The 22,269-nt window shown below is 58.4% G+C and carries 20 protein-coding genes and 2 tRNA genes; 17 read left to right on the top strand and 5 right to left on the bottom strand.

Features of this window, described 5'->3' with window-relative positions; translation table 11 throughout:
- The first annotated feature begins 45 nt into the window (after nucleotides 1-45).
- The 5 genes from alaS (at nucleotide 46) to ACIPR4_RS22300 (ending at nucleotide 7,778) form a co-directional block, all read left to right on the top strand.
- Complete coding sequence (alaS, locus tag ACIPR4_RS19365) at nucleotides 46-2,715, top strand: alanine--tRNA ligase (protein ID WP_013570362.1); 2,670 nt, start codon at nucleotides 46-48, stop codon at nucleotides 2,713-2,715.
- 124 nt (nucleotides 2,716-2,839) lie between these two features.
- Nucleotides 2,840-5,101: an N-acetylmuramoyl-L-alanine amidase gene (locus tag ACIPR4_RS19360; RefSeq protein WP_013570361.1), complete on the top strand. Its 2,262-nt coding sequence runs from the start codon at nucleotides 2,840-2,842 to the stop codon at nucleotides 5,099-5,101.
- A gap of 55 nt (nucleotides 5,102-5,156) precedes the next feature.
- Complete coding sequence (locus ACIPR4_RS19355; protein WP_013570360.1) at nucleotides 5,157-6,293, top strand: DUF6599 family protein; 1,137 nt, start codon at nucleotides 5,157-5,159, stop codon at nucleotides 6,291-6,293.
- A gap of 339 nt (nucleotides 6,294-6,632) precedes the next feature.
- A tRNA-Thr gene (locus ACIPR4_RS19350) sits at nucleotides 6,633-6,708 on the top strand.
- A gap of 116 nt (nucleotides 6,709-6,824) precedes the next feature.
- Entirely contained in the window at nucleotides 6,825-7,778 is a 954-nt protein-coding gene (locus tag ACIPR4_RS22300) for a tetratricopeptide repeat protein (protein WP_144312493.1), read from the top strand.
- A 323-nt stretch (nucleotides 7,779-8,101) separates the two neighbouring features.
- On the opposite strand, the gene infC is transcribed toward ACIPR4_RS22300, so the two are convergent.
- On the bottom strand, nucleotides 8,102-8,710 hold the full coding sequence (gene infC, locus ACIPR4_RS19340; RefSeq protein ID WP_281047471.1) for a translation initiation factor IF-3: 609 nt from the start codon (nucleotides 8,708-8,710) through the stop codon (nucleotides 8,102-8,104).
- A gap of 296 nt (nucleotides 8,711-9,006) precedes the next feature.
- Between infC and ACIPR4_RS19335 the strand changes: the two genes are divergently transcribed.
- Complete coding sequence (locus tag ACIPR4_RS19335) at nucleotides 9,007-9,615, top strand: response regulator (RefSeq protein WP_013570357.1); 609 nt, start codon at nucleotides 9,007-9,009, stop codon at nucleotides 9,613-9,615.
- A 408-nt stretch (nucleotides 9,616-10,023) separates the two neighbouring features.
- Here ACIPR4_RS19335 and ACIPR4_RS19330 read toward each other — a convergent pair whose 3' ends face one another.
- Nucleotides 10,024-10,281, bottom strand: a complete 258-nt coding sequence (locus tag ACIPR4_RS19330) for a hypothetical protein (protein ID WP_013570356.1) — start codon at nucleotides 10,279-10,281, stop codon at nucleotides 10,024-10,026.
- Nucleotides 10,282-10,470: 189 nt separating this feature from the next.
- Between ACIPR4_RS19330 and ACIPR4_RS19325 the strand changes: the two genes are divergently transcribed.
- From ACIPR4_RS19325 to ACIPR4_RS19315, 3 genes are all read left to right on the top strand, one after another.
- Nucleotides 10,471-10,557: transfer RNA gene (locus ACIPR4_RS19325), tRNA-Leu, on the top strand.
- 98 nt (nucleotides 10,558-10,655) lie between these two features.
- A complete protein-coding gene (trpC, locus tag ACIPR4_RS19320; protein WP_013570355.1) occupies nucleotides 10,656-11,459 on the top strand; it encodes an indole-3-glycerol phosphate synthase TrpC in 804 nt (267 codons plus the stop codon).
- Nucleotides 11,460-11,487: 28 nt separating this feature from the next.
- A complete protein-coding gene (locus tag ACIPR4_RS19315) occupies nucleotides 11,488-12,216 on the top strand; it encodes a phosphoribosylanthranilate isomerase (protein WP_013570354.1) in 729 nt (242 codons plus the stop codon).
- Nucleotides 12,217-12,233: 17 nt separating this feature from the next.
- Here the strand turns inward: ACIPR4_RS19315 and ACIPR4_RS19310 are convergent, their stop codons facing one another.
- Nucleotides 12,234-12,554 (bottom strand): hypothetical protein, encoded by a 321-nt coding sequence (locus ACIPR4_RS19310; RefSeq protein ID WP_013570353.1) that lies wholly within the window; start codon nucleotides 12,552-12,554, stop codon nucleotides 12,234-12,236.
- 444 nt (nucleotides 12,555-12,998) lie between these two features.
- Here ACIPR4_RS19310 and ACIPR4_RS19300 point away from each other — a divergent pair, with 444 nt between their 5' ends.
- Together ACIPR4_RS19300 and ACIPR4_RS19295 are read left to right on the top strand one after the other, a co-directional pair.
- Nucleotides 12,999-13,670 (top strand): hypothetical protein, encoded by a 672-nt coding sequence (locus ACIPR4_RS19300; RefSeq protein WP_013570351.1) that lies wholly within the window; start codon nucleotides 12,999-13,001, stop codon nucleotides 13,668-13,670.
- Nucleotides 13,671-13,881: 211 nt separating this feature from the next.
- Nucleotides 13,882-15,081: a glycerophosphodiester phosphodiesterase family protein gene (locus ACIPR4_RS19295; protein ID WP_013570350.1), complete on the top strand. Its 1,200-nt coding sequence runs from the start codon at nucleotides 13,882-13,884 to the stop codon at nucleotides 15,079-15,081.
- A 195-nt stretch (nucleotides 15,082-15,276) separates the two neighbouring features.
- Here the strand turns inward: ACIPR4_RS19295 and ACIPR4_RS19290 are convergent, their stop codons facing one another.
- Complete coding sequence (locus ACIPR4_RS19290; protein WP_013570349.1) at nucleotides 15,277-16,053, bottom strand: heme-binding domain-containing protein; 777 nt, start codon at nucleotides 16,051-16,053, stop codon at nucleotides 15,277-15,279.
- Nucleotides 16,050-17,048 carry a metallophosphoesterase family protein gene (locus ACIPR4_RS19285; protein WP_013570348.1) on the bottom strand — a complete coding sequence of 333 codons (999 nt, stop codon included), beginning with the start codon at nucleotides 17,046-17,048 and terminating at the stop codon, nucleotides 16,050-16,052. The genes ACIPR4_RS19290 and ACIPR4_RS19285 overlap by 4 nt, the downstream gene beginning before the upstream one ends.
- 205 nt (nucleotides 17,049-17,253) lie before the next feature.
- Between ACIPR4_RS19285 and ACIPR4_RS19280 the strand changes: the two genes are divergently transcribed.
- From ACIPR4_RS19280 to aroF, 6 genes are all read left to right on the top strand, one after another.
- Complete coding sequence (locus ACIPR4_RS19280) at nucleotides 17,254-17,787, top strand: sigma-70 family RNA polymerase sigma factor (protein ID WP_013570347.1); 534 nt, start codon at nucleotides 17,254-17,256, stop codon at nucleotides 17,785-17,787.
- Nucleotides 17,784-18,560: an anti-sigma factor family protein gene (locus ACIPR4_RS19275; protein ID WP_013570346.1), complete on the top strand. Its 777-nt coding sequence runs from the start codon at nucleotides 17,784-17,786 to the stop codon at nucleotides 18,558-18,560. The genes ACIPR4_RS19280 and ACIPR4_RS19275 overlap by 4 nt, the downstream gene beginning before the upstream one ends.
- A gap of 323 nt (nucleotides 18,561-18,883) precedes the next feature.
- Nucleotides 18,884-20,077 (top strand): tryptophan synthase subunit beta, encoded by a 1,194-nt coding sequence (gene trpB, locus ACIPR4_RS19270; RefSeq protein ID WP_041586995.1) that lies wholly within the window; start codon nucleotides 18,884-18,886, stop codon nucleotides 20,075-20,077.
- 2 nt (nucleotides 20,078-20,079) lie between these two features.
- A complete protein-coding gene (trpA, locus tag ACIPR4_RS19265) occupies nucleotides 20,080-20,862 on the top strand; it encodes a tryptophan synthase subunit alpha (RefSeq protein WP_013570344.1) in 783 nt (260 codons plus the stop codon).
- A 66-nt stretch (nucleotides 20,863-20,928) separates the two neighbouring features.
- Nucleotides 20,929-21,201: a chorismate mutase gene (gene pheA / locus ACIPR4_RS19260; RefSeq protein WP_013570343.1), complete on the top strand. Its 273-nt coding sequence runs from the start codon at nucleotides 20,929-20,931 to the stop codon at nucleotides 21,199-21,201.
- Between the two features lie 29 nt (nucleotides 21,202-21,230).
- Complete coding sequence (gene aroF, locus ACIPR4_RS19255) at nucleotides 21,231-22,259, top strand: 3-deoxy-7-phosphoheptulonate synthase (protein WP_013570342.1); 1,029 nt, start codon at nucleotides 21,231-21,233, stop codon at nucleotides 22,257-22,259.
- Nucleotides 22,260-22,269 lie beyond the last annotated feature (10 nt).

Raw genomic sequence — 22,269 nt, 5'->3', positions numbered from 1 at the left:
CCACAAAAGAAGCATTACTCGCGTCACTGCTAGACTTAAAGTCCTATGACCTATCGTTCCGGAAGCCAGATTCGCGAAGATTTTCTACGATTTTTTGAGACCAAAGAACACCGCCGCGTCCATTCCTCGTCGCTCGTTCCGCATAACGACCCAACGCTGCTTTTTACCAACGCCGGGATGAATCAGTTCAAGGATGTTTTTCTGGGCGCGGAGAAGCGCAGCTATGTGCGCGCGGCGACTTCGCAGAAGTGCGTTCGGGCTGGCGGCAAGCACAACGATCTGGAGAACGTGGGCTTCACGCGGCGTCATCACACCTTCTTCGAGATGCTCGGTAACTTCAGCTTTGGCGACTACTTCAAGCGCGACGCGATTGCGTATGCGTGGGAGCTGCTGACTGCTGCGGAGTGGTTCGGCATCGACAAATCGAAGCTCTACGTAACCATCTTCGAGGGCGATGCGCAGGTACCGCGCGACGATGAGGCGGAGCAGTTCTGGATCGAAGCGGGCGTTCCGAAGGAACGCATCTTCGAGATGTCCGCGAAGGACAACTTCTGGCAGATGGGCGAAACCGGCCCCTGCGGACCGTGCAGCGAGATCTATTATGACCTCGGCCTGGAAGCTGCCGATGAACCCGGAACGGACAAGCCGTTTCCGCTGGATGAGCAGCGTTACGTCGAGATCTGGAACCTCGTCTTCATGCAGTTCGACCGCATGATAGACGCGGCCACGGGCGGCGCGCAACTTACCCCGCTGCCGAAGCCTTCCATCGATACGGGCATGGGGCTGGAGCGGATTGCGGCAGTGTTGCAGGGCGTAACGAGCAACTTTGAGACGGACTTATTTACTCCACTGATCGCGAAGGCTGCAGAGCTTAGCGGAGCAACCGACCTGACTTCGTCGTCGCTGAAGATCATTGCGGACCATGCGCGCGCGGCTACGTTTCTTATCTCCGACGGTGTGATTCCTCTGAACGAAGGGCGCGGCTATGTGTTGCGCAAGATCCTTCGTCGCGGGATTCGGCATGGACGTCTTCTCGGGCAGGAGCAGCCGTTCATGCACGAGATGGTCTATGCCGTGCGCGACGAGATGCAGGTGGCCTATCCGGAGTTGATTGACTCTGCAGAGCGCGTGGCGAAGGTGGTGCTAGCGGAAGAGCAGCAGTTTGCGCGGACGTTGCAGCTTGGTCTTTCGCAGATGACCAACGAGACGCTAAGCTCCGGCGCTGCCGCATTTCGTCTCTACGAGACCTTCGGTATGCCATTGGATTTCATGACCGACGCTGCGCGCGATGCTGGCATCGAGTTCGATCTGCCGGGTTTCGAAGCGGCCAAGGAAGAAGAACAGCAGCGTGCACGCGCTTCGTGGAGGGGTGGATCGCAGAAGTCGGCGAGCCCCGCGTTCCGCGAGCTGGCGAAGACGGATTTCCTCGGCTACGGCGGTCTGCGTGCCGATGGCGTTACGGTGCTGGCGCTGGTGAAGGATGGCGTTGGCGTGCAGGCGCTGCATCCCGGTGACGAGGGCGAGGTCGTACTCGATGCGACTAGCTTTTATGCAGATTCAGGCGGACAGGTCGGCGATGTAGGTTGGCTCTATCCGACGGACCATACCGGCGCTCTCGCCGAGGTGAAGGGATGTACCAAGCCGGTGCAGGGCGTCTTCGCGCACAAGGTTGTGGTGAAGCGGGACATTTCCGTGGGCGATCGTCTGGATGCCGTGGTGAATGGCGAGGTACGTTCGGCGACGATCCGGAACCACACGGGAACGCATCTTCTGCATGCGGCCCTGCGCGAGGTCCTGGGAACGCATGTGAAACAGGCGGGCTCGCTGGTGAACTCCGCGCGTCTGCGCTTCGACTTCTCGCACTTCGCGGGCATCGCGCCGGAAGACCTGCAGGAGATCGAGGACATCGTGAACGCGCAGGTGCTCGGCAACACGCGCGTCGAAACCTTCGAGGATGTGCCCATCGATGTCGCGGTGCATGAGTTCAAAGCAACGGCTCTGTTTGGCGAGAAGTACGGCGACAAGGTGCGCGTTGTGAAGATCGGCGATTTTTCGACGGAGCTCTGCGGCGGTATCCACACCAAGGCGACGGGCGAGATCGGTTTGCTGAAGCTCGTGGGTGAGTCCAGTGCCGCTTCGGGAATACGTCGCGTCGAAGCAGTGACGGGAACGGGATCGCTGAAGGAGTTCCGGCGCGACTTCGATGTGGCGCGCGTGGCCACGCAGGTGATTGGTGGATCGAGTCTTCCTCCTGCTGAAGCGTTACAACAGAAGTTATCCGCGCAGGATGAAGAGCTGAAGAAGCTGCGGCGGGAGCTGGACCAGGCGCGGATGAAGTCGGCTTCTTCGGCGACGGCGAACGCGGCGGAGTCTGCGGTTGAGGTGAAGGGCATCAAGGTGCTGGCGCAGCGTGTAAGCGGCCTGGATCGCAATCAGATGCGTCAGCTTGTGGATAATCTTCGGACGCAGATTGGCGAAGGCGTTGTCGTTTTGGGAATGGCGACGGAGGACGGCAAGGTAGCGCTCATCGCCGGTGTAACGAAAGACCTTACGAGCAAAGTGCAGGCGGGCAAGGTGGTCGGCGCTCTTGCGGCAAAGGTTGGCGGCAAGGGTGGCGGACGTCCCGATCTGGCCGAGGCGGGCGGCAGCGATCCGTCGCAACTGGACGCGGCGCTCGCGGCAGCGGCGAAGGTCGTGGAAGATCTGCTGGCCTAAAGAAAGTTTCAGATCTGCCGGGAGGTGCCAGCGTGAGCACCCCCCGGCGATTGCAGACCGGTTGGCCTCGGCGGGTCGGTAAACTGAAGCCGAACGGACCCCTTCCCCAAGGTCCGTCGAAGCCATGACAGCACGTCGCACATCTCGCTCTTCTCGTATCGCTGTCGCTGTCTGCGTTGGCTCTGCATTCCTGTTTGCGCATGGAGCGACGAAGCGAAAAGCGCTGGAGCAGACGCCGTGGGAGCTCGCCGAAAGTGCGCGGGCAACGCTGTTGCAGGAGCCCGCCGAAACACGCACGCGCAATGACTACACCGTGGTGATGGATGCCTATCGCGCGATCTATCATGACAGCCCCGGTGCTTTGAAGGCTCCGGATGCGATCTTCACAGTGGCATCGTTGCTGGCCGATGAGGGACGTGTGTTGCATGATCAGAAGGCGCTGCGGAATGCGATTGGACAATATGAATTTTTGCGCACACAGTATCCGACGTCGAGCCTGCGTATCTCCGCTTTGTTTGCCGAAGGGCAGATCGCGCAGAACGATCTTTCGGACACGAAGCTGGCGAAAGAAAAGTACTCACTCTATATAGAGAAGTATCCGCGAGCGTCTCAGGTGGCCGATGCGCAGACCGCACTCGCGGACATTCGTGCGGGGCGGAAGTCGACGCCGGTGGTCACGACACCGATCCCTGAGAATGCGGATGCGGCTTCCGCACCGCTTCCTCCACCTGTGGCGACGCCGGTAGTCATTCCGGGTTCTTCAGCAGCGAGTGCAGCGGCGGCTCCTACGGCAGTACCGGTTCCGGGGCCGCAGCATACCGCGCCGCGCAAGCCGGGACGCCTGGCTTCTGTCACGGGCATTCGGCACTGGAGCACGCCGACGTACACACGCGTGGTGATTGACCTCGGCGATGACATTGAGTACGAAGCGGCACGTGTTCCGCATCCTGACCGCATCTACTTCGATCTGCACGGAACACGTCTGGCGCAGGAGCTTACGGGCAAGAGCTTTACGGTTACGGACGATGGCTTTCTGAAGAAGATCCGCATCGCGCAGTTTTCGAATGACATGACGCGCGTCGTTCTGGATGTGAACGACGTCACGGAGTATTCGGCGTTTCTTCTACCCAATCCATATCGGCTCATCATCGATATCCACGGCAAACAAAAGATCCCGACGACGGGAGATCCGGCACCGGCGCCCGCGCCGACGGCGACGGTAGTGAACCCTGACCTCCCGGTCTTCCGCGCGCCCGCTTCGGCGAAGCCTTATCTGGAGAAACTGCCGACGGATGGAGTCCACACCGTTCCTCCTCCAGCCCGCTCTACCCAGCTTCCCAGTTTTTCCACGACCGAACGCTCGGCTGCTCCGGTGGCCAATGTGCCCAGCACGACCGTGACACATGCGCTCTCTTCGCATGACGTGGCTGCGCTGAGCCAGCAACCGGACCGGCAGACGGCTACGACGCAACCGACTAGCAGGCCGATTGCGCAGGTGGTTTCTCCGTTACAACCGGACGTGGACGCCGCGAGCACTTCGGGCGTCGCCACACGCAAGGGACGGCGCAAGGCAGCGACGAAGGACAGCGATTCGGATGTTCCCGCAGACCATGCCGCGATGCCTACGGCGGATGGGCAGCGATCTCTGGTGCGTGCCTTGGGGCTGAAGATCGGGCGGATTGTGATCGACGCCGGACACGGCGGACATGACTCCGGAACGCTGGGCGCGGGCGGCATCATGGAGAAGGACGTCGTACTGGACGTCGCGTTGCGCCTGGGCAAGATGCTGCATGATCACCTCGGCGCTGAGATTATCTACACACGCTCGGACGATACGTTTATCCCGCTGGAGACGCGTACGGCGATTGCTAACAAGGCGCAGGCGGACCTGTTTATCTCCGTGCATGCGAACTCTTCGAGCGACGAGACGGCGCGGGGCGTGGAGACGTATTACCTGAACTTCACCTCTTCGCCGGACGCTCTGGATGTTGCCGCGCGCGAAAACGCCGTCTCCGACCAGAGCATCCACCAGCTGGCTGACCTGGTAAAGAAGATCACGCTGAAGGACAAGATTGACGAGTCGCGCGAGTTTGCCTCGGACGTAGAGGACTCGCTCTACAAGGGATTGCAGCAAGGGAACGCCGGTTTGAAGAACCGTGGCGTGAAGAAAGCCCCGTTTGTGGTGCTGATCGGGGCAAATATGCCTTCGATCCTGGCGGAGATCTCGTTTGTGACCAATCCTCGCGACGCGGCGCAGCTGCGACAGCCGGAGTATCGTCAGCGCGTGGCGGAGAGTCTGTACAAGGGGGTCGCCCGCTACGCCGGGGGGCTGAGCGGGATGCGCGTTGCCGCGCGGGGTGCAGGTTCGGAATCTGGCGGGCAGTGACCTGACCTAACGGGGGCTGCTCACCTTCCGGGGGCGGTGGTAGTCTGACGGCTGTATGCCTCCCCTTCGTATCGCCGCTGTTCTCCTTCCTCTTCTGTCCCTTGCTGTGTTCGCGCAGGGACCCTCGCCCGCCAATGTCTCTCTTCCTCCGGCACCTCTGCTTCCGGAGAGCTTCGGTGTCTTTCATCGCACAAGCACGGCTTCCGCTGCGGTCGTCATTGCACCGGATGAGGCCAAAGAGTTCGGTGTGAAGCGCAGCGAGACCGCCGAGTACAACCAGACGGACGGGGGCAAGACCACGCTCACCATCGCCGCCACGGAGATGCAGGACGCGACGGGCGCTTATAGCTACTTCACGCTACACCGCGCGGAGATGCATCGCTGCGATCCTTCTGCCACGCTGGGGGAAGACTGCGCTCTGGCTCCGGGACACCTGATGTTCTGGGCGGGCGATACCGCAGTCGATGTGACGGCGACGGGCCTGCAGGGGATTAAGCTGTCCGCACTGCGCGACCTGTTGACGACGCTGCCCAAGCCTGGCGGAACGAAGGGAGCTCTGCCGCTGCTACCGACGCGTCTTCCCAAGCAGGGCCTGGAGGCGGAGAGCATTCGCTACGCGGTGGGACCGGCAACGTACGCGAAGCTTGGATTTTCCTTGCCTGCGGACGTGGTGGAGTTCAGCAAATCGCCGGAGATCATCACAGCACATTACGTTGGCCGGCCGGGAAGCGGAACGCTGGCCATCTTCTTCTACCCGACGCCGCAGATCGCCGCAGACCGTAGTCGCGCGATCGAAGCCGCTTTCAAATCGGAGCCCAACACGGCAGTGCGGCGCGTGAGCACGATGGTGGCGATTGCGACGCATGGCTTCACGCAGGCGCAGGCGACTGCATTGGTGGGCAAGGTCACGGAGAACGCGCAGGTCACGTGGAACAAACCGGAAGGCTTTGTCGATAAGGTGCAACAGACGGCGAGCGTGATGGTGAAGATCCTCGCGTTCGTTGGGATCATGACCTTCGCCGCGCTGATTCTCGGAATCTTCTTCGGAGGAGGTAGAGCGCTGGTCCGCAAGATGCAGGGCAAGCCGCTCTCTTCGCTCGAAGACATGGAAATTATTCGGCTCGATCTCGGTGGAAAACCGAGTACGAAACTCCAGCATTCCAAACCGCCGGTTGAGCCGCAGCGGCCATAGGCGGGCTCGGCGAAGCTTAGGAAAAAGGCGAACAAAAGGCAAAGCAAGATGGCCGATTAGCGATTCATGCAAATCTTCAAACTATTGATTCTAAAGTATTTGAATATGCCATAGGTTTATCCTTGACATGGGCTTTCCATGAAACATAGTATTTCGCCAGAAAGTTCTGATGGCTTTGCCTCCGTTGGAACTATTCTCCCTGACGAAAAGGCCGCCCGGTTTCCGGGCGGCCTTTTCATGTTTCCGGGGGCGTCTGAGGCGGCTTTGGCGACTCTCAGGGCGGCATAGGCTCTCGCGTTTGGTGGAACCAGTAACTTGCCGTTAGAATCGACCTTGCAGGCCGACGTAGCTCAGTTGGTAGAGCAGCTGATTCGTAATCAGCAGGTCAGCGGTTCAAGTCCGCTCGTCGGCTCCAGTCACCCTTCCGTAGCCTCCGGAACCCATGTTGGTACAAGTTATCCACGCATTTCTGCGTTTGGCGCTTGCGAAGCCTTGATTGTGCGTGTCTGTGGCCGCATACTCGCACGTAACGTGCCTGAAACGCTTGCCATTGCTGCGCTGAATGCTTCCTCGCCTGTGACGCGGTTTACCCGTCAGGATCTGGCGCGGATTCTGCGTCTGCCTGCGCGGCAGATTGCGTCGTGGCAGCGCTCTGGCCTGATGCACGTGGCCGAATCGTACACTTTTGAAGATCTATCGCATCTCCGCCGCTTGCGGGAGATCTGCGCGGCGCGTATCTCGCCGCGGAATATTCGCAACTCGGTCTCCGCCATGCAGAAGCTGGTTGGCACGCTCAACCCACTGCGCGAGGCCAGCCCGGTCCCGCGGGGTTCGCGGCTCGTCTTCCGCCATAGCGGAGCGCTGGTGGATCCCCAGACGCACCAGCTGGTCTTCGATTTTGAGCTGGCGGGAAAGATTCCCTCGCAGATGGTGGCGACCCGCAAACCGGACGCCGAGCACGTCTCTCGCATCGCCCAACAGGCGCAGGAGCTCTTCCTGAAGGCCGTCCAGAAGGAAGAGGAGCCCACGACTGTGACAGAGGCCGCCGGGCTTTATCGCGAGGTCCTGCGGATTCAGCCGAAGCATGCGGCTTCTTCGATCAATCTGGGGACGATTTTGTACAACCAGAGAGAGTTTGAGGAAGCGGAGCAGAGGTATCGCTACGCCACCGAGGTCGATCCCTTCTACGCCCTGGCCTTCTTCGACCTTGGGAACGTCCTGGACGAGCTCCAGCGGCTTCCAGAGGCCATTGTGGCGTACCAGCGTGCCATTGCGCTGGTCCCTGAGTACGCGGACGCCCATTACAACCTCGCGCTGGCCTACGAAAGGCAGGGGCAGCGTCGGAAAGCCCTGAAATACTGGCAGGCCTATGTCCGTCTGGACCCGGTGGGACCCTGGGCGACGCATGCGCGGACCCAGGCGCGGCGAATTCTGGCTACGGAGAAGTTGAGTATTGTCTGTCGGCGGGGGCAGAAGGCGGGATAAACGCGCTTTCTTTCGGGAAAGCCGCAGATCCGGGTGCCGGGTGCTCCGTACATCGCGTTTTTGCGATGTGCGGGAGGGATGCTGGTTCCGTTATTGGATCCGATGGAGTGGAAGTTGTAAAAGCGGTTCGCGCTTCCGCGCGAATACCCACACATCGCAAAGAGCGCGATGTGTGGGGCACCCGATTATGGGTTTCCTGAGAAATCTGGTTTATGCGCTCCGCGCGAACCCCACCCTTTCGCGATAAAACTGCGAAAGAATGGGTCACGGGAAAACAAAGGGCGTGCCGGAAGGCACGCCCTTTTTGGTTTGTTGCGGTAGAGCTAGGCCTGGGGAACTGTCTCTGCGACCGGAGCGGGAACAGGTGCGGCGGCTTCGGCGGCTTTTGGAGCCGCTGGAGCTTCGACCTTCTTGGGCGGTGCGGGGGCTTCCGCCTTCTTGGTCGGGGCGATGATGGCGTGCAGCGTGGTGCCTTCCATGCGGGGCATGAACTCTACGATGCCAGCGTCGCCGATATCCATGATGAGGCGGTTGATGATCTTGTAGCCCAGGTCGCGATGCGCCATCTGGCGGCCGCGGAAACGCAGGGAGGCTTTCACCTTGTCGCCGTCGCCGAGGAAGCGGACAGCCATGTTCTTCTTCGTCTGGTAGTCATGCTCGTCCACGGTGACCGAGAATTTGACTTCCTTGATGACGATGACCTTCTGCTTCTTGCGGGCAGCCCGGTCGCTCTTATCTTTTTCGTAGAGGTACTTGCCGTAGTCCTGGATGCGGCAGACGGGGGGAACGGCGTTGGGGGAGATCTCGACGAGATCCAGCCCACGTTCGCGGGCGACCTTCAGAGCGTCGAACGGGGCCATAATGCCCATCTGTTCGCCGTTTTCGTCGATGACGCGGATCTCTCTCGCGCGGATCTTTTCGTTGGTACGGATGAAGCTTTTGATGGCTCGCTTGTCAGTAAACGGTGGAATAATTGCCTCCGCAGATGCGACTCTCTGGTGAAATCATGCGCGAGAAGTTGGATGCTGCACGCGTTTCACAGGGTCGTCTGCAAGGCAAAGTATATCATTTGCGCGAAAAGTAAAGGGTTGTTGTGAGGGATAGTAGCCCAAGAGCCCCGCGGAGGGCGCAAACCTTCTATGCTGTAAAACGTAGTGTTGCGCCTGCTACACAGCAGACTGCGCAGTGCGATGGAAGCATATTCGAATGAAGAGGAACATCAAAAGATATGAAACGCCGCATTCTGCTTGTCGATGATGAAGTTGCTGTTCTGCTTACGCTTAAAGCTGTGCTGGAGATCAGTGGATTCGATGTAGATACTGCCACCTCTGCCCGCGAGGGGAAGGCGCGTATCCGCCATCGCGAGTACGAGATGGTGATCACCGATATGCGCATGGAAGATGAGCGCGCGGGTGAGGATGTGATCGCCGAGGCGCGCAAGGTTTCCTACAAACCTGCGGTCGCGCTGCTGACGGCGTTTCCGGTGGACGATATCTCCTGGCAGGACATGGGAGCGGACCAGATGCTGGTGAAGCCGATGCATACGCGTGTGCTTCTGCAGCAGCTGGAGGATCTTTTCGTGGCGCGCCAGAATGAATTGAGCGGCGTGACCGTGAAGAAGGCTGCGCCTGTGAGGACGACGGGTAAGTCCGCTGCGAAGCGCTCGGCTACGGTGAAGAAGTCGACGAAGACGGCGGCTAAGAAGGCTGTGGTGAAGAAGAGAGTTGCGGCGAAGAAGGTGGTTGCGCCAGCGAAGAAGGTTGCTCCCGCCAAGAAAGCCAAGCCTCCCGCGAAGAAAAAGAAAGTGGTTGTGAAGAAGGCTGCTAAGAAGCGGTAGTTTTGTTGGAGTTAACACAGAGAGGGCGGCCATGGTGGCCGCCCTCTCTGTGCTTTGAAGAACGCAAATGTCTCTGATTGGAAGGCTTCGTGCCCCATTCTTTCGCGCTCTTTGCGAAAGGGTGGGGTAAGTTCACGATCCTGATCATTCACCAACCTGAATTTTCGTCATCCCGTAGCGAAGCGGAGGGATACGCTGGTCGCTCTTCGAGCGAACGATGCGCTTTGCGCATACCCACACATCGCAAAGAACGCGATGTATGGGGCACCCAGCTTTGAGTTTCCTAAGGAATCTGTTTGTGCGCTCCGCGCGACCCCACCCTATCCCACTCCAGCGAACAAAAAGCCGTTCGCCGGGGACCCCGGTTTCGCGATGAAGCTGCGAGGGAATGGGGCACTAAACCTTTTGTTAGCGGGTGGTGTGGTTTTTGATGTATTCACGCAGGCGCAGATTGATTTCGAGCGATTTTTGCACGCCGTTGTCGAGCATGCGCATCCAGTCGTCAGCGGGCGGTTTCAGCTCAGTCGTACCGAGGAGATAGCTTGTTTGCACGATGATCTCCAGCGAGTTGCTGAGATCGTGCGCGAGTTTGCGGATTTCGATGGCGAGATCTTCCGGGATCGTCTCTGCTGACTCAGCTTCCTTCAATTTGTTTTTTTCAACCATGGTAGAAATTATGTCTCCAATACAGGATCGTTTCCATAGACGGTCTTTGCCGACTAGAAGTTGACACTGCATCGCAGCATACGGTAGTGGAAGGGCAAATGGTAGGCTGCATTGACAGCAGGCCCCTGCTTTGAAAGACTGAAAGCTCTGCTGGCGGGAGTTTGGTTTTGCCATGTCCCGGCATCCAGTGCCGAAATGGCGGAATTGGCAGACGCGCGTGGTTCAGGTCCACGTACTCGCAAGGGTGTGGAGGTTCGAGTCCTCTTTTCGGCACCAAAGACATTTTGAACGCGCAGCGCTTTCTATTGTTCTGCGCGTTTCGTCTTTAAGTCAGAAGTTCACGAGAGCTTCTTAGATTGGAGAAGTACTGCATCATGTCTAGCACACACCTCGATAACATCCTGAGCCACACACGTATCGTGGTTGCCGAACGCAAACAAAGTGCAAATCTTGCGGAGTTGGAGCGTGCTGCGGCGAAACATACGCCGCGGGGCTTTGCCTCGGCCCTTCTGCGGGCCTCCACCGACGGGGTTGCCGTCATTGCCGAGTTGAAAAAGGCTTCACCCTCCAAGGGAATGATCCGTCCTGACTTTGACGCGGCTCCGCTTGCCACGACGCTGGCAGCTGCAGGTGCGGCCTGTCTCTCCGTTCTGACGGACGAGAAGTTTTTCCTGGGGTCGCTCGATAACCTGCGCGCGGCTTCGGCGGCGTGCAATATTCCCTGCCTGCGTAAGGACTTCATGGTGGACACCTTCCAGGTTTTGGAGGCCAGGGCCAACCACGCGGATGCGATTCTGCTGATCGCTGCGGCGCTTACCGATGGTGAACTACGGACGTTGCGGAACGCGGCTCGGTCGATGCATTTGGATGTGCTCTGCGAAGTCCATAACGAGGATGAACTGCATCGCGTCCTCGATCTGGATTGCGAAGCGTTTGGCGTGAACAGCCGCAATCTGAAGACATTCGAGGTGTCGCTGGACGTTGCGGAGAGTATGTGTGCGCAGCTTCCTGGCAATGCGGTACGTGTGGCAGAGAGCGGTATTCACACGCCAGCGGACATCGAACGCCTGAAGGCCGTGGGTTACAACGCCTTTCTGGTGGGCGAGAGTCTGATGCGTCAACCGGACCCGGCTGTACCGTTACGCGCATTGCTTAGTCCGGTGGTCGCGGTCAATTAGTCACGCTGCGGCAGTAAAATAGATCCTCATGTGGGTCAAGATCTGCGCTAACACAAATCTCGCGGACGCTCATCTCGCCGCTTCGCTCCATGCGGATGCGGTGGGGTTCGTCTTCGCTCCCAGTACGCGGCAGGTGACGGCGGTGGAGGTGGCGGCGATTACGCCGCTCCTCCCTGCGGAGCTGGACAAGATCGGCGTCTTTCACTCGCAGGATGCTGAAGAGATTCTTTCCGTCGTGAAGGAGGCGGCCCTGACGGGCGTGCAGCTTCATCGCTCTTATGTGCCTGGGCTGGTAGCGGAGTTGCGTCGGGCGCTGCCGAGAGAAGAAGGTCGCGTCCGTATTCTGCAGACGGTTCACTGGGATATTGCGGCCAGTGACAGCGAGAGTGCGAGTCAGTTGGAACGGTTTACAAAGCAGATCAGGCAGATCGCAGGGGACGGGATGGCCGACGCGATTCTGGTCGACTCTTCCACGAAGTCGGGTAGCGGAGGCACCGGGATCTCGTTCAACTGGAAGCGCGCGGCCCAGGCCATCGCCGCTGCGGAGATCCCGATTGTCGTTGCCGGAGGGCTGCGTCCGATCAACGTTGCCGAGGCCGTGGAGACACTCTGCCCGTGGGGAGTAGACGTTGCCAGCGGAGTAGAAGCTGAGCCTGGGATTAAGGATCCAGAGAAAGTGCGGTTGTTCATCGCCAACGCGAAGGCGACCGCGGACGAAGCGCATCCGGGACGAGAATCCCGATGCGCCGCGGTTTAGCTGATCTGATCCGGTTCCTAGCGGGGATCCTGATTTTCGCGCTTCTCCACGCCTTTGTGTTTGCGGATTTTGTCGGCGACAACGCCACCGCCGGCTCCGACGGCACCGCCGATAAGAGCGCCTTTTCCGCCGCCTGCAACGGCTCCTAAAGCGGCTCCTCCGGCAGCAGATCCGCCGACGACCTTAGCGGTGTTGTGATGCGCTTTATCGTGTGCATCCTGCGCGCGTTGAGCGCGGCGGTGACGGCGCTCCGCTGCGGTGTCCTGTGCGGTAATCACAGCGGGGAGAGAAAAGGTCGCCAGAAGAACCAGAGTGGAAAACGTCTTTGTGAGTGCCATGTGTGCTCCTCTCGAGATCGCTTCTCCATTGCTTCAGGAGAATGAAAAGCGTACTTCCGGTACGTCTTACGAGGAATAGGATGCAGCCCGGTTTCCAGGAGTCGTCCCTGAATGGAGGAATGCGGGTAAACCCCTTGATGTCAGGAAACCTGCAAAGGCTCAGATATGAGACCGAGAGCAAGAGCGGTCAATCCAACCAACATGCGAACCGCTCGTTCCATAGCTCGATGGCTTCCGCCCCGCCGAGATTCGCCGCAATGGAAATCTGGGCAAGGTTTGTCTGATGCAACTCAGGGTTTTGACTATTTGCAAAAAGTAAGACGAATGATTACCTCTGTCTTTTTCTTAGCCGCAGCCAATGTGTTCTTTGACAGATATTTGCGTCCAGATTTGCAGGATACGCGTTTAGTTACGGTAAAATTCCTGCCGAGTGGAGCGTGACCCATGACATGGTTTCGTGTGATCTCATCTCTAGGCGCCTTTGGATGGACACAGGTACTTTCTGCATCCGCCCTCGCCGTTTCCATCGGAAATCTCTACTATTCTGTTTTCCGTAAAGGCACCCTCATGATTAAGTTCGGCGAGGTACTGCAATTACAGATGTTCGATGATAGTCGAATTCGGATTACGCCCGAAGTTGCTATTTATAACCCCGGTTCAAAAACAGCGGTGATCAAGCAGATGGAGTTTGAAGTTCTACGTATTGCAGATGACAGACGAGAGCCCCTGATATGGACGGAAAACGTTACAACTATTTTTGTGGAGGAGGATCGTAGACGCGATACAAGATTCGAGAGTTTTCCATCCACGTGGTTCATTCCGGGAGAAGAGGCTGTCAGCAAACGAGTGGCAATCGAAACGCTGCATGCATTTGACATACTACCCGGCGACTACGATGTGATCGTGAAGGTGTGGAGCATGGGAACTTCTTCATACAAAAGGACTGTCGAAACCAAATTGAGGATCACCAAAGAGGATGCTGAATTTATTGTGAAGAATAAGATGGGCCGGAGAGTGCTCGTTATGCTTTTTCAAAGGGGGAAAAATACAAACTGCTATTTGCGGGCGCCGGGGTTTAGGTTCACGGCTCCGCCACCAAGCTCACCAAATAGTTAGAATTTGCGCGAAACGATCCTCGCAGCCGTTTCACCTCAAATGTGATGCGCGGCTCAATGATGGATGTGGTGTACGGCCTCCAGTAGGGTGGCCAGGACCCGTAGGCAAAGCCGGTGCGCAAGAACGCAGTATTGGCAATGCGCCCTGATTCGTTCGTTCGCAGAAACGCCTGTTTCATCAGAACGTAACGGAGGGATGTTAACCTCGCCGCATGAATCCTACCCGTCTGCTTGCTTTCGCCTGTATTACTTTCCTTGGCTCCGTCTCTCTGCACGCTCAACAGGAGCATCCCTACGCCGCCGTGATGGCCGAAGCGGCAGCGCACGCGAAGCAGTTTCACGCAGTCGCACCCACGCTCTCTCCCATGGATGTCTCCGTTGTGACCCTGGAGGACGGAAAGCCGGGCCAGATCATGGTGGATGTTCAGGAGATGCATCGCATGGGCATCCGCGTCGTTCCGTGGACGACGAATGATTCCGAGTCGATGCGCCGCATCATTCGTACCGGAGTCGATGGGCTGATCACAGACCGGCCCGACCTTCTGCAGCGCGTGCTGCGCGAAGAACGCGAGCGCGCCACAGGGGACGATCGGGAGCGGCTCGCCAAGTTCGATGTCTCGGCGCATCGCGGCGGACGCCGTCTGCGTCCGGAGAACACCCTGCCTTCCTTTGAAGGCGGCCTGGACCAACTGAGCAGCTCGCTTGAGACGGACTCCGGCGTGGCCACCGACCATGTCTCCACGCTCTGGCACGACCAGTTCTACAATCCCGAATCCTGCCGTCGCGCCGATGGAGCAGAGTACACGATGGAAAACCGCGTGTATCTGAGCGACATCTCGTCCGTTGACGCCGGCAAGACGTTTATCTGCGACAAGCTCCGCTTCCCGCTCGATCAGAGCAACGACCTATCGCTCTCGCCGGTCTCCGTGGCCTTTGCGAAGAAGGATGGGATGATCAACCCCTATGCCGCCACCAATGTCGATCAGCTCTTCCGCTTTGTCGATTTCTATGTGCAGTACTACCGCACGGGAGAGGGACGCCATCTTCCCGAAGCAAAGGCGCGCGCAGAAAACGCAGCGCATGTCCGCTTCAATATCGAAACCAAGATCATGCCGAACCTGCGTCCACTTGGAGGCATGCAGTTCCCAAGCGTCGTCCGTGGAGAAAAGATTCCGAAAGAACTCTTTGCGCCAAACCATACCGTAGGCCCCGAGGTCTTCGCAGATACACTTGCCGGTACCATCGCGCGGCATCACATGGAAGATCGCGTCGAAATCCAGAGCTTTGACTTCCGCACCCTCCAGCGCGTGGAAGAGAAGTTTCCAAACATTCCGACGTTCTACCTTACGCAGGATGCGAAGCTCTTTTACACCGACTTCCTGCCGGAAAATATGCGCTTGAAGTCGAACTAAAAAGCTGGATCACCTTTCATGTCGCGAGAGGTCTTTGGCGGATCGAGGGCGATCCGGAGGTAACCATGTGGGCGAAGGATCGTTTTATCGCCTATTTGCAACTCCGGATCGCTTCCAACCACTCAACAGAAGACGGCCTATCCTTACTTATCGTGGCAAGCCACGGTTAAGAATGAGCGTTTGCTTTGGGTCTATCTAGTTCTGACCCTTTTGATGTTTGAAATAGGCGATCAAATCGGAGCGTTCCTGGGCGGCCGGAACATGGAAGTCCATCTTGTTGTCAGGCACTAACGTGTCGGGATCGCTGAGCCATTTCTCCAACGTGGTTTCATCCCATGTGATTCCGGAGTTCTTCAACCCGGCAGAGTAGTCGAAGCCTGCCACGCTTCCAGCCTTTCTGCCAAAGACTCCGGCAAGCCTCGGCCCTTCCCGATCTCCCTCCATCGCATGACAGCCGGTGCATCGCTTATCGAATACGGACTTGCCGCGCGCGGCATCGCCGGAGCCGCCCACGCTCGCCTCCTGTTGCGCCCCGGTTTCCATCATCGAGAGCGCTGCAATGTCCGTTGCTGTCAGCTCGGAGTTCCAATGCAGAAGACGGTATTGCAGAGGTGGCATGTCCCCACTCTTCGCTTCATGAATGATCTGTCCGGCCAATACACTCTGCGCATCGGCGGGCATCTGGTCCCAAAGCGAGAGATTCATCTTCCTGCGCGCCTCAACGATATCCCGCTCGATCAGCCAGGAACCAGGTGCCAGACGTGCATAGACCGGCCACCGCGTCTCGTTTGAGTGGCAGTCAGCGCACTTCGTAACCAGAACCCTTTTTGTATCCGAAGACATCCTGGCGCCTTGAAACAACGTGTCGAGCCCCTTTGCGGGCTCGACACGCGGATTACCGAAGGGATGTACAAACGCAAGTCCCGTGAGAGAAACAGCAGAAAGCACGATCACAGCACCAAGGCGTTTCAAGCTCCCTCCGCCAGTGAGTGATCGACCACGGCGAGGTGGCTGTGTCCACGAACGACCTTGACGTTGGTTACGCCGAGCACACTCTGCAACTTGCCGGGGGGAACAGTCATCGGTCCAGGGTTCGGAGCAGTTCCCGGTGCGGGCTGCGGAAACGCCGTCGCCATTGCCGTGTGGAACGCGACATTGCCCTCTACCTTTTGCACCACCTGATGGATGTGACCGTTCAACACAGTGACCGAGCCAAAACGTTTCAGAAGGGCCAGCGCCTGCGCACCATCGGCCGTTCCCCAGCCCCACTTCTCGTAGACCATCCACAACGGGATATGCGCGAATACTACAATCGGCGTCGATGAACTCAAGCCCGCCAGATCGGACTTCATCCACGCAAGCTGCTCCGCGCCAAGGTTTCCCATCGCATCGACCTGCACGCAGTTGTTCAGTCCAACGAAGTGCACGCCCTTGTGGTTGTAGCTATACCAGCCATTCCCAACGGTGCCCTTGCCGAATCGCTGCTTATACAGTGCACCATCGTCGAGCGAGAAATCATGCTCTCCGGGGACGTAGAAGACCTCGCCGACCTTCGCACTTTTGATCACCTGTGCCGCCGTGTCAAATTCCGAAGCCTTGGAGTTCTGCGTAATGTCACCGGTATGGATCATGAAGTCTGGCAGCTTCATGCCTGCCGGGACGAGATTGATCTTATCGATGGCCTTTTGCAGCGTTCCCGTTACATCCGGATTCGCGCCTTTGTTGAACCCAATGTGGCTGTCACTGATCTGGACAAAGGAGAAGTCCTCGATCTTTCCTGCGGCCGGCCCACCGACCTTCATGGTCTGAGACAGCAGCCTGGATGCCGGAACTCCTCCTACCATGGACCAAAGGAGCCCCGTACCTGCCCAGGCCATGCACCCCAGAAAGTTACGCCTGTCGATTCCGTCGCCCGCAGGCTCCGCCTGTTTGTCCCGCGCTATCTCATCTTCTGTAAATTTATTCATATCTCGCTCCATTGTTTGATTGCCTGCACGATGGAGAACTGAGGAAGCACGCTTTTATTCTCGAAAATCCGCAAATAAATAGAATGGAATAAACCGGCTGTAATTTAGTTACAGGGAGTGTGTCTCATCTTCAAGGCCATCTCGTCGACCACGTCCCAACCGGCAGAGCAGCTCCGCCTCCAGATACTTCGAGGAACTTCGCACCATGTCCTCCCCCTTCCATAGCGCGTCGTTCGAACACCTTACGCTGCCTCTCTTACCCTCGCTCTACAGCCACGCCTTCTGGCTCAGCCGCAATCATGCGGACGCGGAAGACCTTGTGCAGGAAGCTCTCTCCAAAGCGCTTCGTGCTTTCGACTCTTTTCAGGCCGGCACTAACTTCAAAGCGTGGATCTTCCGCATCCTCCGCAACACCTTCCTCACCTCGCGTACGGGCATCGCGGCCGCACGCACCGTTTTTCTGGAAGACTATTCCGATCTGCCCGACGCCACCGATGAGAGTCCGACTCCGGAAGACCACCTTATCCGTCTCGACAACCAAGCGGCTGTCAACCGGGCCCTCGATCATCTCCACCCGCAGCTTCGAGAGGTGTTACTCCTGTGCGATGTGGAGGAGCTCAAATATAAGGACATTGCGCTCGTCCTCGATGTTCCGATCGGTACTGTCATGTCACGCATCTCTCGCGCTCGGCGCACGCTTCATCAAGAATTGAAAGTGCAACTCGGGGAATCGCTATGACTCAAACGACACAAGCCAACGAACATCTCGGCCCGGATCAACTCAGTGCGTTCATCGACGGCGAGCTATCTTCCAGTGAGAGTTACGAAGTTCAGCAACATCTGACCGATTGCCATGAATGTGCGTTACGCGTTCTCTCTGCCACGCGACTCAAAGCTGCCACAGCGCGTGCCGCGCAACAATTCGACGTTCCCGCCGATGCTCTCGCCCGCCTGACAGCGCAACTCCGTCCGCAGGAACCGAAGAAGATTGCGCGTATTTACTCGTTTCGCTCCGCCACATGGGCCGCAGCGGCCGCAGCTCTCGTGCTTGCGGTATCACTCCTTGGTTGGAGGCAAACCCGTGAAGCCAATACTCTCTCCGCTGAATTGCTTGATCAGCACCTGGCCGCCTTATCCAGCGGCGCATCCCCCGAAGTCGTCTCCACAGACCGCCACACGGTAAAGCCCTGGTTCCAGGGCAAGCTGCCGTTCAGCTTCAACCTGCCAGACGTTCTTCCCGCAGATACGACTCTCAAGGGCGGCGATCTGGCGTATCTGAACGGACAGCCCGCCGCGCTGCTCCTCTTCACCATCCATAAGCACGAGGTCTCGGTCTTTCTTACCCAGAGATCTGGTCGTCCTATGGTCACGGTGCTGCCTGGAACTCAGTCTGGTTTCGCCATGCGTCAAGCGATGACGCATGACCTGCGCATCATCGCCGTCAGTGATGTCAACCCCGCCGACCTCGACCTCCTCGTATCGGCTCTGTTAGGGGTACAAACGCCCCGATAACGCAGCAATCCGGAAGAAGCTCTCCTTATCCTCTTCTTCGTGTGCCTTGCACACCCATCGTCGAAGCGTGTAATCTCTAAGTCGATATGAACTACTTCCGTCCGTTTACGGGATTTACTTACCGCTCTTGGCGTTTCAAGAGCGGCAACGGCGGAGTCAACTCTCTCTAAACGGGCAAGCCTGCAACACCGCACCACCCGCAGAGCGAAAGTTTCAGACGACATCCACCGGAGCCGCGACCCAAACCAGGTCGCGGCTCTTGTTTTTTGATTGACAGGAGTTACACCGTGCCGGAAACCGTTCTTACCTCTACGACAGAAGTCATGCGCACACTGGGTGCGGGACGCTTTGGCGCCTATGGCGGCCGCTATGTGCCGGAGACGCTGATGGCGGCGCTCCAGGAGCTGGAGCATGCCTACGCCGAAGCCAAGGAAGATCCGGCGTTTCAGGCCGAACTTGCCGATCTGCTGAAGAATTACTGTGGACGTCCCACGCCGCTTTACTACGCGAAGCGTCTGAGCGAGCAGGCGGGCGGGGCGAAGATCTATTTGAAGCGCGAAGACCTTCTCCACACCGGTGCGCACAAAATCAACAACGCGCTCGGCCAGGGCATGCTGGCGCGCCGCATGGGCAAGCAGCGCATCATCGCCGAGACCGGTGCAGGCCAGCACGGTGTAGCGACGGCGACGGTGTGTGCGCTCTTTGGTATGGAGTGCGTGATCTACATGGGCGAAGAGGACATGCACCGCCAGGAGTTGAATGTGTACCGCATGCGTCTGCTGGGCGCGGAAGTGCGCGGTGTCGCGTCGGGTTCGGCCACGCTGAAAGACGCTATTAATGAAGCGATGCGCGACTGGGTTACGAATGTCCGCACGACGTTTTATATCCTCGGTTCGGCGCTTGGGTCGCATCCGTATCCCACGATGGTGCGCGACTTTCATCGCGTGATTTCGATCGAGGCGCGCCGCCAGTTCCTGGAGCAGGAGGGCAAGCTTCCCGATGCGGTGGTGGCCTGCGTCGGCGGCGGATCCAACGCGATCGGTGCTTTCTACGAGTTCTTGCCGGATGAGAATGTGCGCCTGATCGGTGTAGAAGCCGGTGGACGTGGAACCGCGCTGGGCGAACATGCCGCGCGTTTCAAGGGCGGTCTCCCCGGCGTTCTGCAGGGAACGTACTCCTATGTTCTGCAGAACAACGCGGGACAGGTGGCTTCGACGCACTCGGTTTCGGCGGGTCTGGACTACGCCAGCGTTGGGCCGGAGCATGCCATGCTGCATGACTCCAAGCGCGCGGAGTACACCTCCGCTACGGATGACGAAGCATTGAACGCAACGAAGGTGCTTTCACGGACGGAGGGCATTTTGCCTGCGCTGGAGAGCGCGCATGCAGTGGCGGAGGCGTTGAAGCTTGCACCAACGATGCCGAAGACGGCGTCGATTATGGTGAATCTCTCAGGGCGTGGCGATAAGGACATGGGCATCATCTCGCGTGAGCTCGATCTGAAGGGAGCCAAATAACCATGGCGATTTCCTTCAAGAACAAACCCAGCATCGTCGTCTACCTGACCGTGGGCGATCCCGATCTTGAGACGACCTACGACATTGCCCTGGCTGCTCTGGATAACGGAGCGGAGGTGCTGGAGCTTGGTGTTCCGTTCTCCGATCCCCTGGCCGATGGCCCTGTGATCCAACGAGCGAGTGAACGTGCCGTGGCTCGCGGGACGCGCCTGACCGATGTGCTCGCGCTATCAAAAAAGATCCGCGAAGCGCGTCCGGAAGCAGGGATCGTGTTGTTCAGCTACCTGAATCCTGTGGTGCGCGTGGGCATGGTTGAGTTCTGCAAGCTCGCGAAAGAAAGCGGCGCGGACGGTGTTCTGCTCACCGATCTGATCGTCGAAGAAGCGGACGAGTATCTCGCGGCGATGCATGCGAACGGTCTGCAGCCGATCTTCCTGGCGGCGGTTACCAGTCCGGATCAACGGCTGAAGGCGATTGCGGAGAACTCGCAGGGCTTCGTGTATGCGATTTCGCGCACGGGCATTACGGGTACGCAGACCTCTGCGTTTACCAGCGAGGCGGAAGATCTCGTGGCGCGGCTGCGCAAATTTGCGGGCGATCTTCCCATTGCGATCGGATTTGGCGTCTCCAACCCGGGACACGTCGCCGCCATTGCGAAGTTCGCGGATGCCGCTGTGGTGGGCTCCGCCATTGTGAAATTGATTGAAGATACCCCTGCAACAGAAGCTGCCCAGGCCGTGGGCCAGTTCATCCGTACCCTTCGCGGCGGCGCTGAATCGATATGATGGAATCTGCCGCCCGGCGAAGCATTGCAGTCCGGCTTAACGCATATTTGCAAGGGAATCGTCACCATGGAAATCGCAGACTGGCGTAAGAAGATCGATGAGTTGGACGCGCGGATCGTAAAGCTTATCTCCGAGCGGGCCGCAGCGGCACAGGAGATTGGCAAGCTAAAGCAGGGAAGCGCCCTGCCGGTGTATGAACCCGATCGCGAAAAGATCGTCTTCCAGAACGTACTTGCCGCCAATCCGGGCCCGCTTCCGAATGCAGAGATGCAACACATTTACGAACGCATTATCGACGTGATGCGGACTTTGCAACGTCGAGATGAAAAGCAGAGTTAAGTTTTTATTCACTAAGGACAAACAACAACATGATCGTCGCAATGCAGGACCAAGCCACCGAAGAGCATATCCAGACCGTGATTGAGCGCATGGTGGAGCTCGGATTCAACGTGCATCGCACAACGGGCGCGACCCAGATTATCCTCGCCGGTGTCGGCACCCCGGCGCAGTTTGAAGTGGACGAGTTCAAGGTGCTCGGCGGCGTGCAGGATGCCTATCGCATCTCTTCTCCGTATAAGCTTGCGGGTCGCAACTTCCGCCCCGAAGGCACAAAGATCACCTTTCCCAACGGTGTGGTCGTCGGCGGCGAAGAAGTCGTCGTGATGGCTGGACCTTGCTCGGTGGAGTCACGCGAGCAGATCCTGCTCTCCGCGCAGCAGGTTAAGGCCGCAGGCGGCAAGTTCCTCCGTGGCGGCGCGTACAAGCCGCGCTCTTCGCCCTACAGCTTCCAGGGCATGGGTATCGAAGGCCTCAAGCTGTTACGCGAAGTGGGCGATGCGACGGGTCTGCTCGTCATCACCGAGGTCATGGAGATCTCGCAGATCGAGCCGATGCTGGAGTACATCGATTGTTTCCAGGTGGGCGCGCGCAACATGCAGAACTTCAATCTTCTGCGCGAGCTTGGCCATGTGCGCAAGCCGGTACTGTTGAAGCGCGGCATCGCCGCTACGATTGAAGAAGTTCTGCTCTCGGCAGAGTACATCCTCTCCGGCGGCAACTACGACCTCATCCTCTGCGAGCGTGGCATCCGTACCTTCGAGACGTATACGCGCAATACGATGGATGTTTCGGCGGTCCCCGTTCTGAAGAAGCTGACGCATCTTCCCGTCTTTGCGGATCCTTCGCACGGTGTCGGAAAGCGTGAGTTCGTTCCTGCAATGGCGCTTGCGTCGGTGGCTGCGGGTGCGGATGGTCTGCTCATGGAGATGCATCCCAATCCGGACAAGGCGATGAGCGATGGTGCACAATCGCTCTTCCCGCAGCAGCTGACGGACCTCGTCCATCAACTGGAAAAGCTCGCTCCCATCGTGGGACGTAACGTTAACAGTAAGAAGTAGTCCAACAGTT

The organism is Terriglobus saanensis SP1PR4, from assembly GCF_000179915.2.
Classification (GTDB): Bacteria; Acidobacteriota; Terriglobia; order Terriglobales; family Acidobacteriaceae; genus Terriglobus; species Terriglobus saanensis.
The sequence above is the reverse complement of the archived record's forward strand: the minus strand, read 5'-3'. Positions and strand labels throughout refer to the sequence as shown.

Excerpts from the sequence above, each read along its gene's own strand:
- alaS (WP_013570362.1), top strand. The coding sequence starts at position 46 with ATGACCTATCGTTCCGGAAGCCAGATTCGCGAAGATTTTCTACGATTT.
- ACIPR4_RS19360 (WP_013570361.1), top strand. The coding sequence starts at position 2,840 with ATGACAGCACGTCGCACATCTCGCTCTTCTCGTATCGCTGTCGCTGTC.
- ACIPR4_RS19355 (WP_013570360.1), top strand. The coding sequence starts at position 5,157 with ATGCCTCCCCTTCGTATCGCCGCTGTTCTCCTTCCTCTTCTGTCCCTT.
- ACIPR4_RS19335 (WP_013570357.1), top strand. The coding sequence starts at position 9,007 with ATGAAACGCCGCATTCTGCTTGTCGATGATGAAGTTGCTGTTCTGCTT.
- ACIPR4_RS19330 (WP_013570356.1), bottom strand. The coding sequence starts at position 10,281 with ATGGTTGAAAAAAACAAATTGAAGGAAGCTGAGTCAGCAGAGACGATC.
- trpC (WP_013570355.1), top strand. The coding sequence starts at position 10,656 with ATGTCTAGCACACACCTCGATAACATCCTGAGCCACACACGTATCGTG.
- ACIPR4_RS19315 (WP_013570354.1), top strand. The coding sequence starts at position 11,488 with ATGTGGGTCAAGATCTGCGCTAACACAAATCTCGCGGACGCTCATCTC.
- ACIPR4_RS19310 (WP_013570353.1), bottom strand. The coding sequence starts at position 12,554 with ATGGCACTCACAAAGACGTTTTCCACTCTGGTTCTTCTGGCGACCTTT.
- ACIPR4_RS19300 (WP_013570351.1), top strand. The coding sequence starts at position 12,999 with ATGACATGGTTTCGTGTGATCTCATCTCTAGGCGCCTTTGGATGGACA.
- ACIPR4_RS19295 (WP_013570350.1), top strand. The coding sequence starts at position 13,882 with ATGAATCCTACCCGTCTGCTTGCTTTCGCCTGTATTACTTTCCTTGGC.
- ACIPR4_RS19285 (WP_013570348.1), bottom strand. The coding sequence starts at position 17,048 with ATGAATAAATTTACAGAAGATGAGATAGCGCGGGACAAACAGGCGGAG.
- ACIPR4_RS19280 (WP_013570347.1), top strand. The coding sequence starts at position 17,254 with ATGTCCTCCCCCTTCCATAGCGCGTCGTTCGAACACCTTACGCTGCCT.
- ACIPR4_RS19275 (WP_013570346.1), top strand. The coding sequence starts at position 17,784 with ATGACTCAAACGACACAAGCCAACGAACATCTCGGCCCGGATCAACTC.
- trpB (WP_041586995.1), top strand. The coding sequence starts at position 18,884 with ATGCGCACACTGGGTGCGGGACGCTTTGGCGCCTATGGCGGCCGCTAT.
- trpA (WP_013570344.1), top strand. The coding sequence starts at position 20,080 with ATGGCGATTTCCTTCAAGAACAAACCCAGCATCGTCGTCTACCTGACC.
- pheA (WP_013570343.1), top strand. The coding sequence starts at position 20,929 with ATGGAAATCGCAGACTGGCGTAAGAAGATCGATGAGTTGGACGCGCGG.
- aroF (WP_013570342.1), top strand. The coding sequence starts at position 21,231 with ATGATCGTCGCAATGCAGGACCAAGCCACCGAAGAGCATATCCAGACC.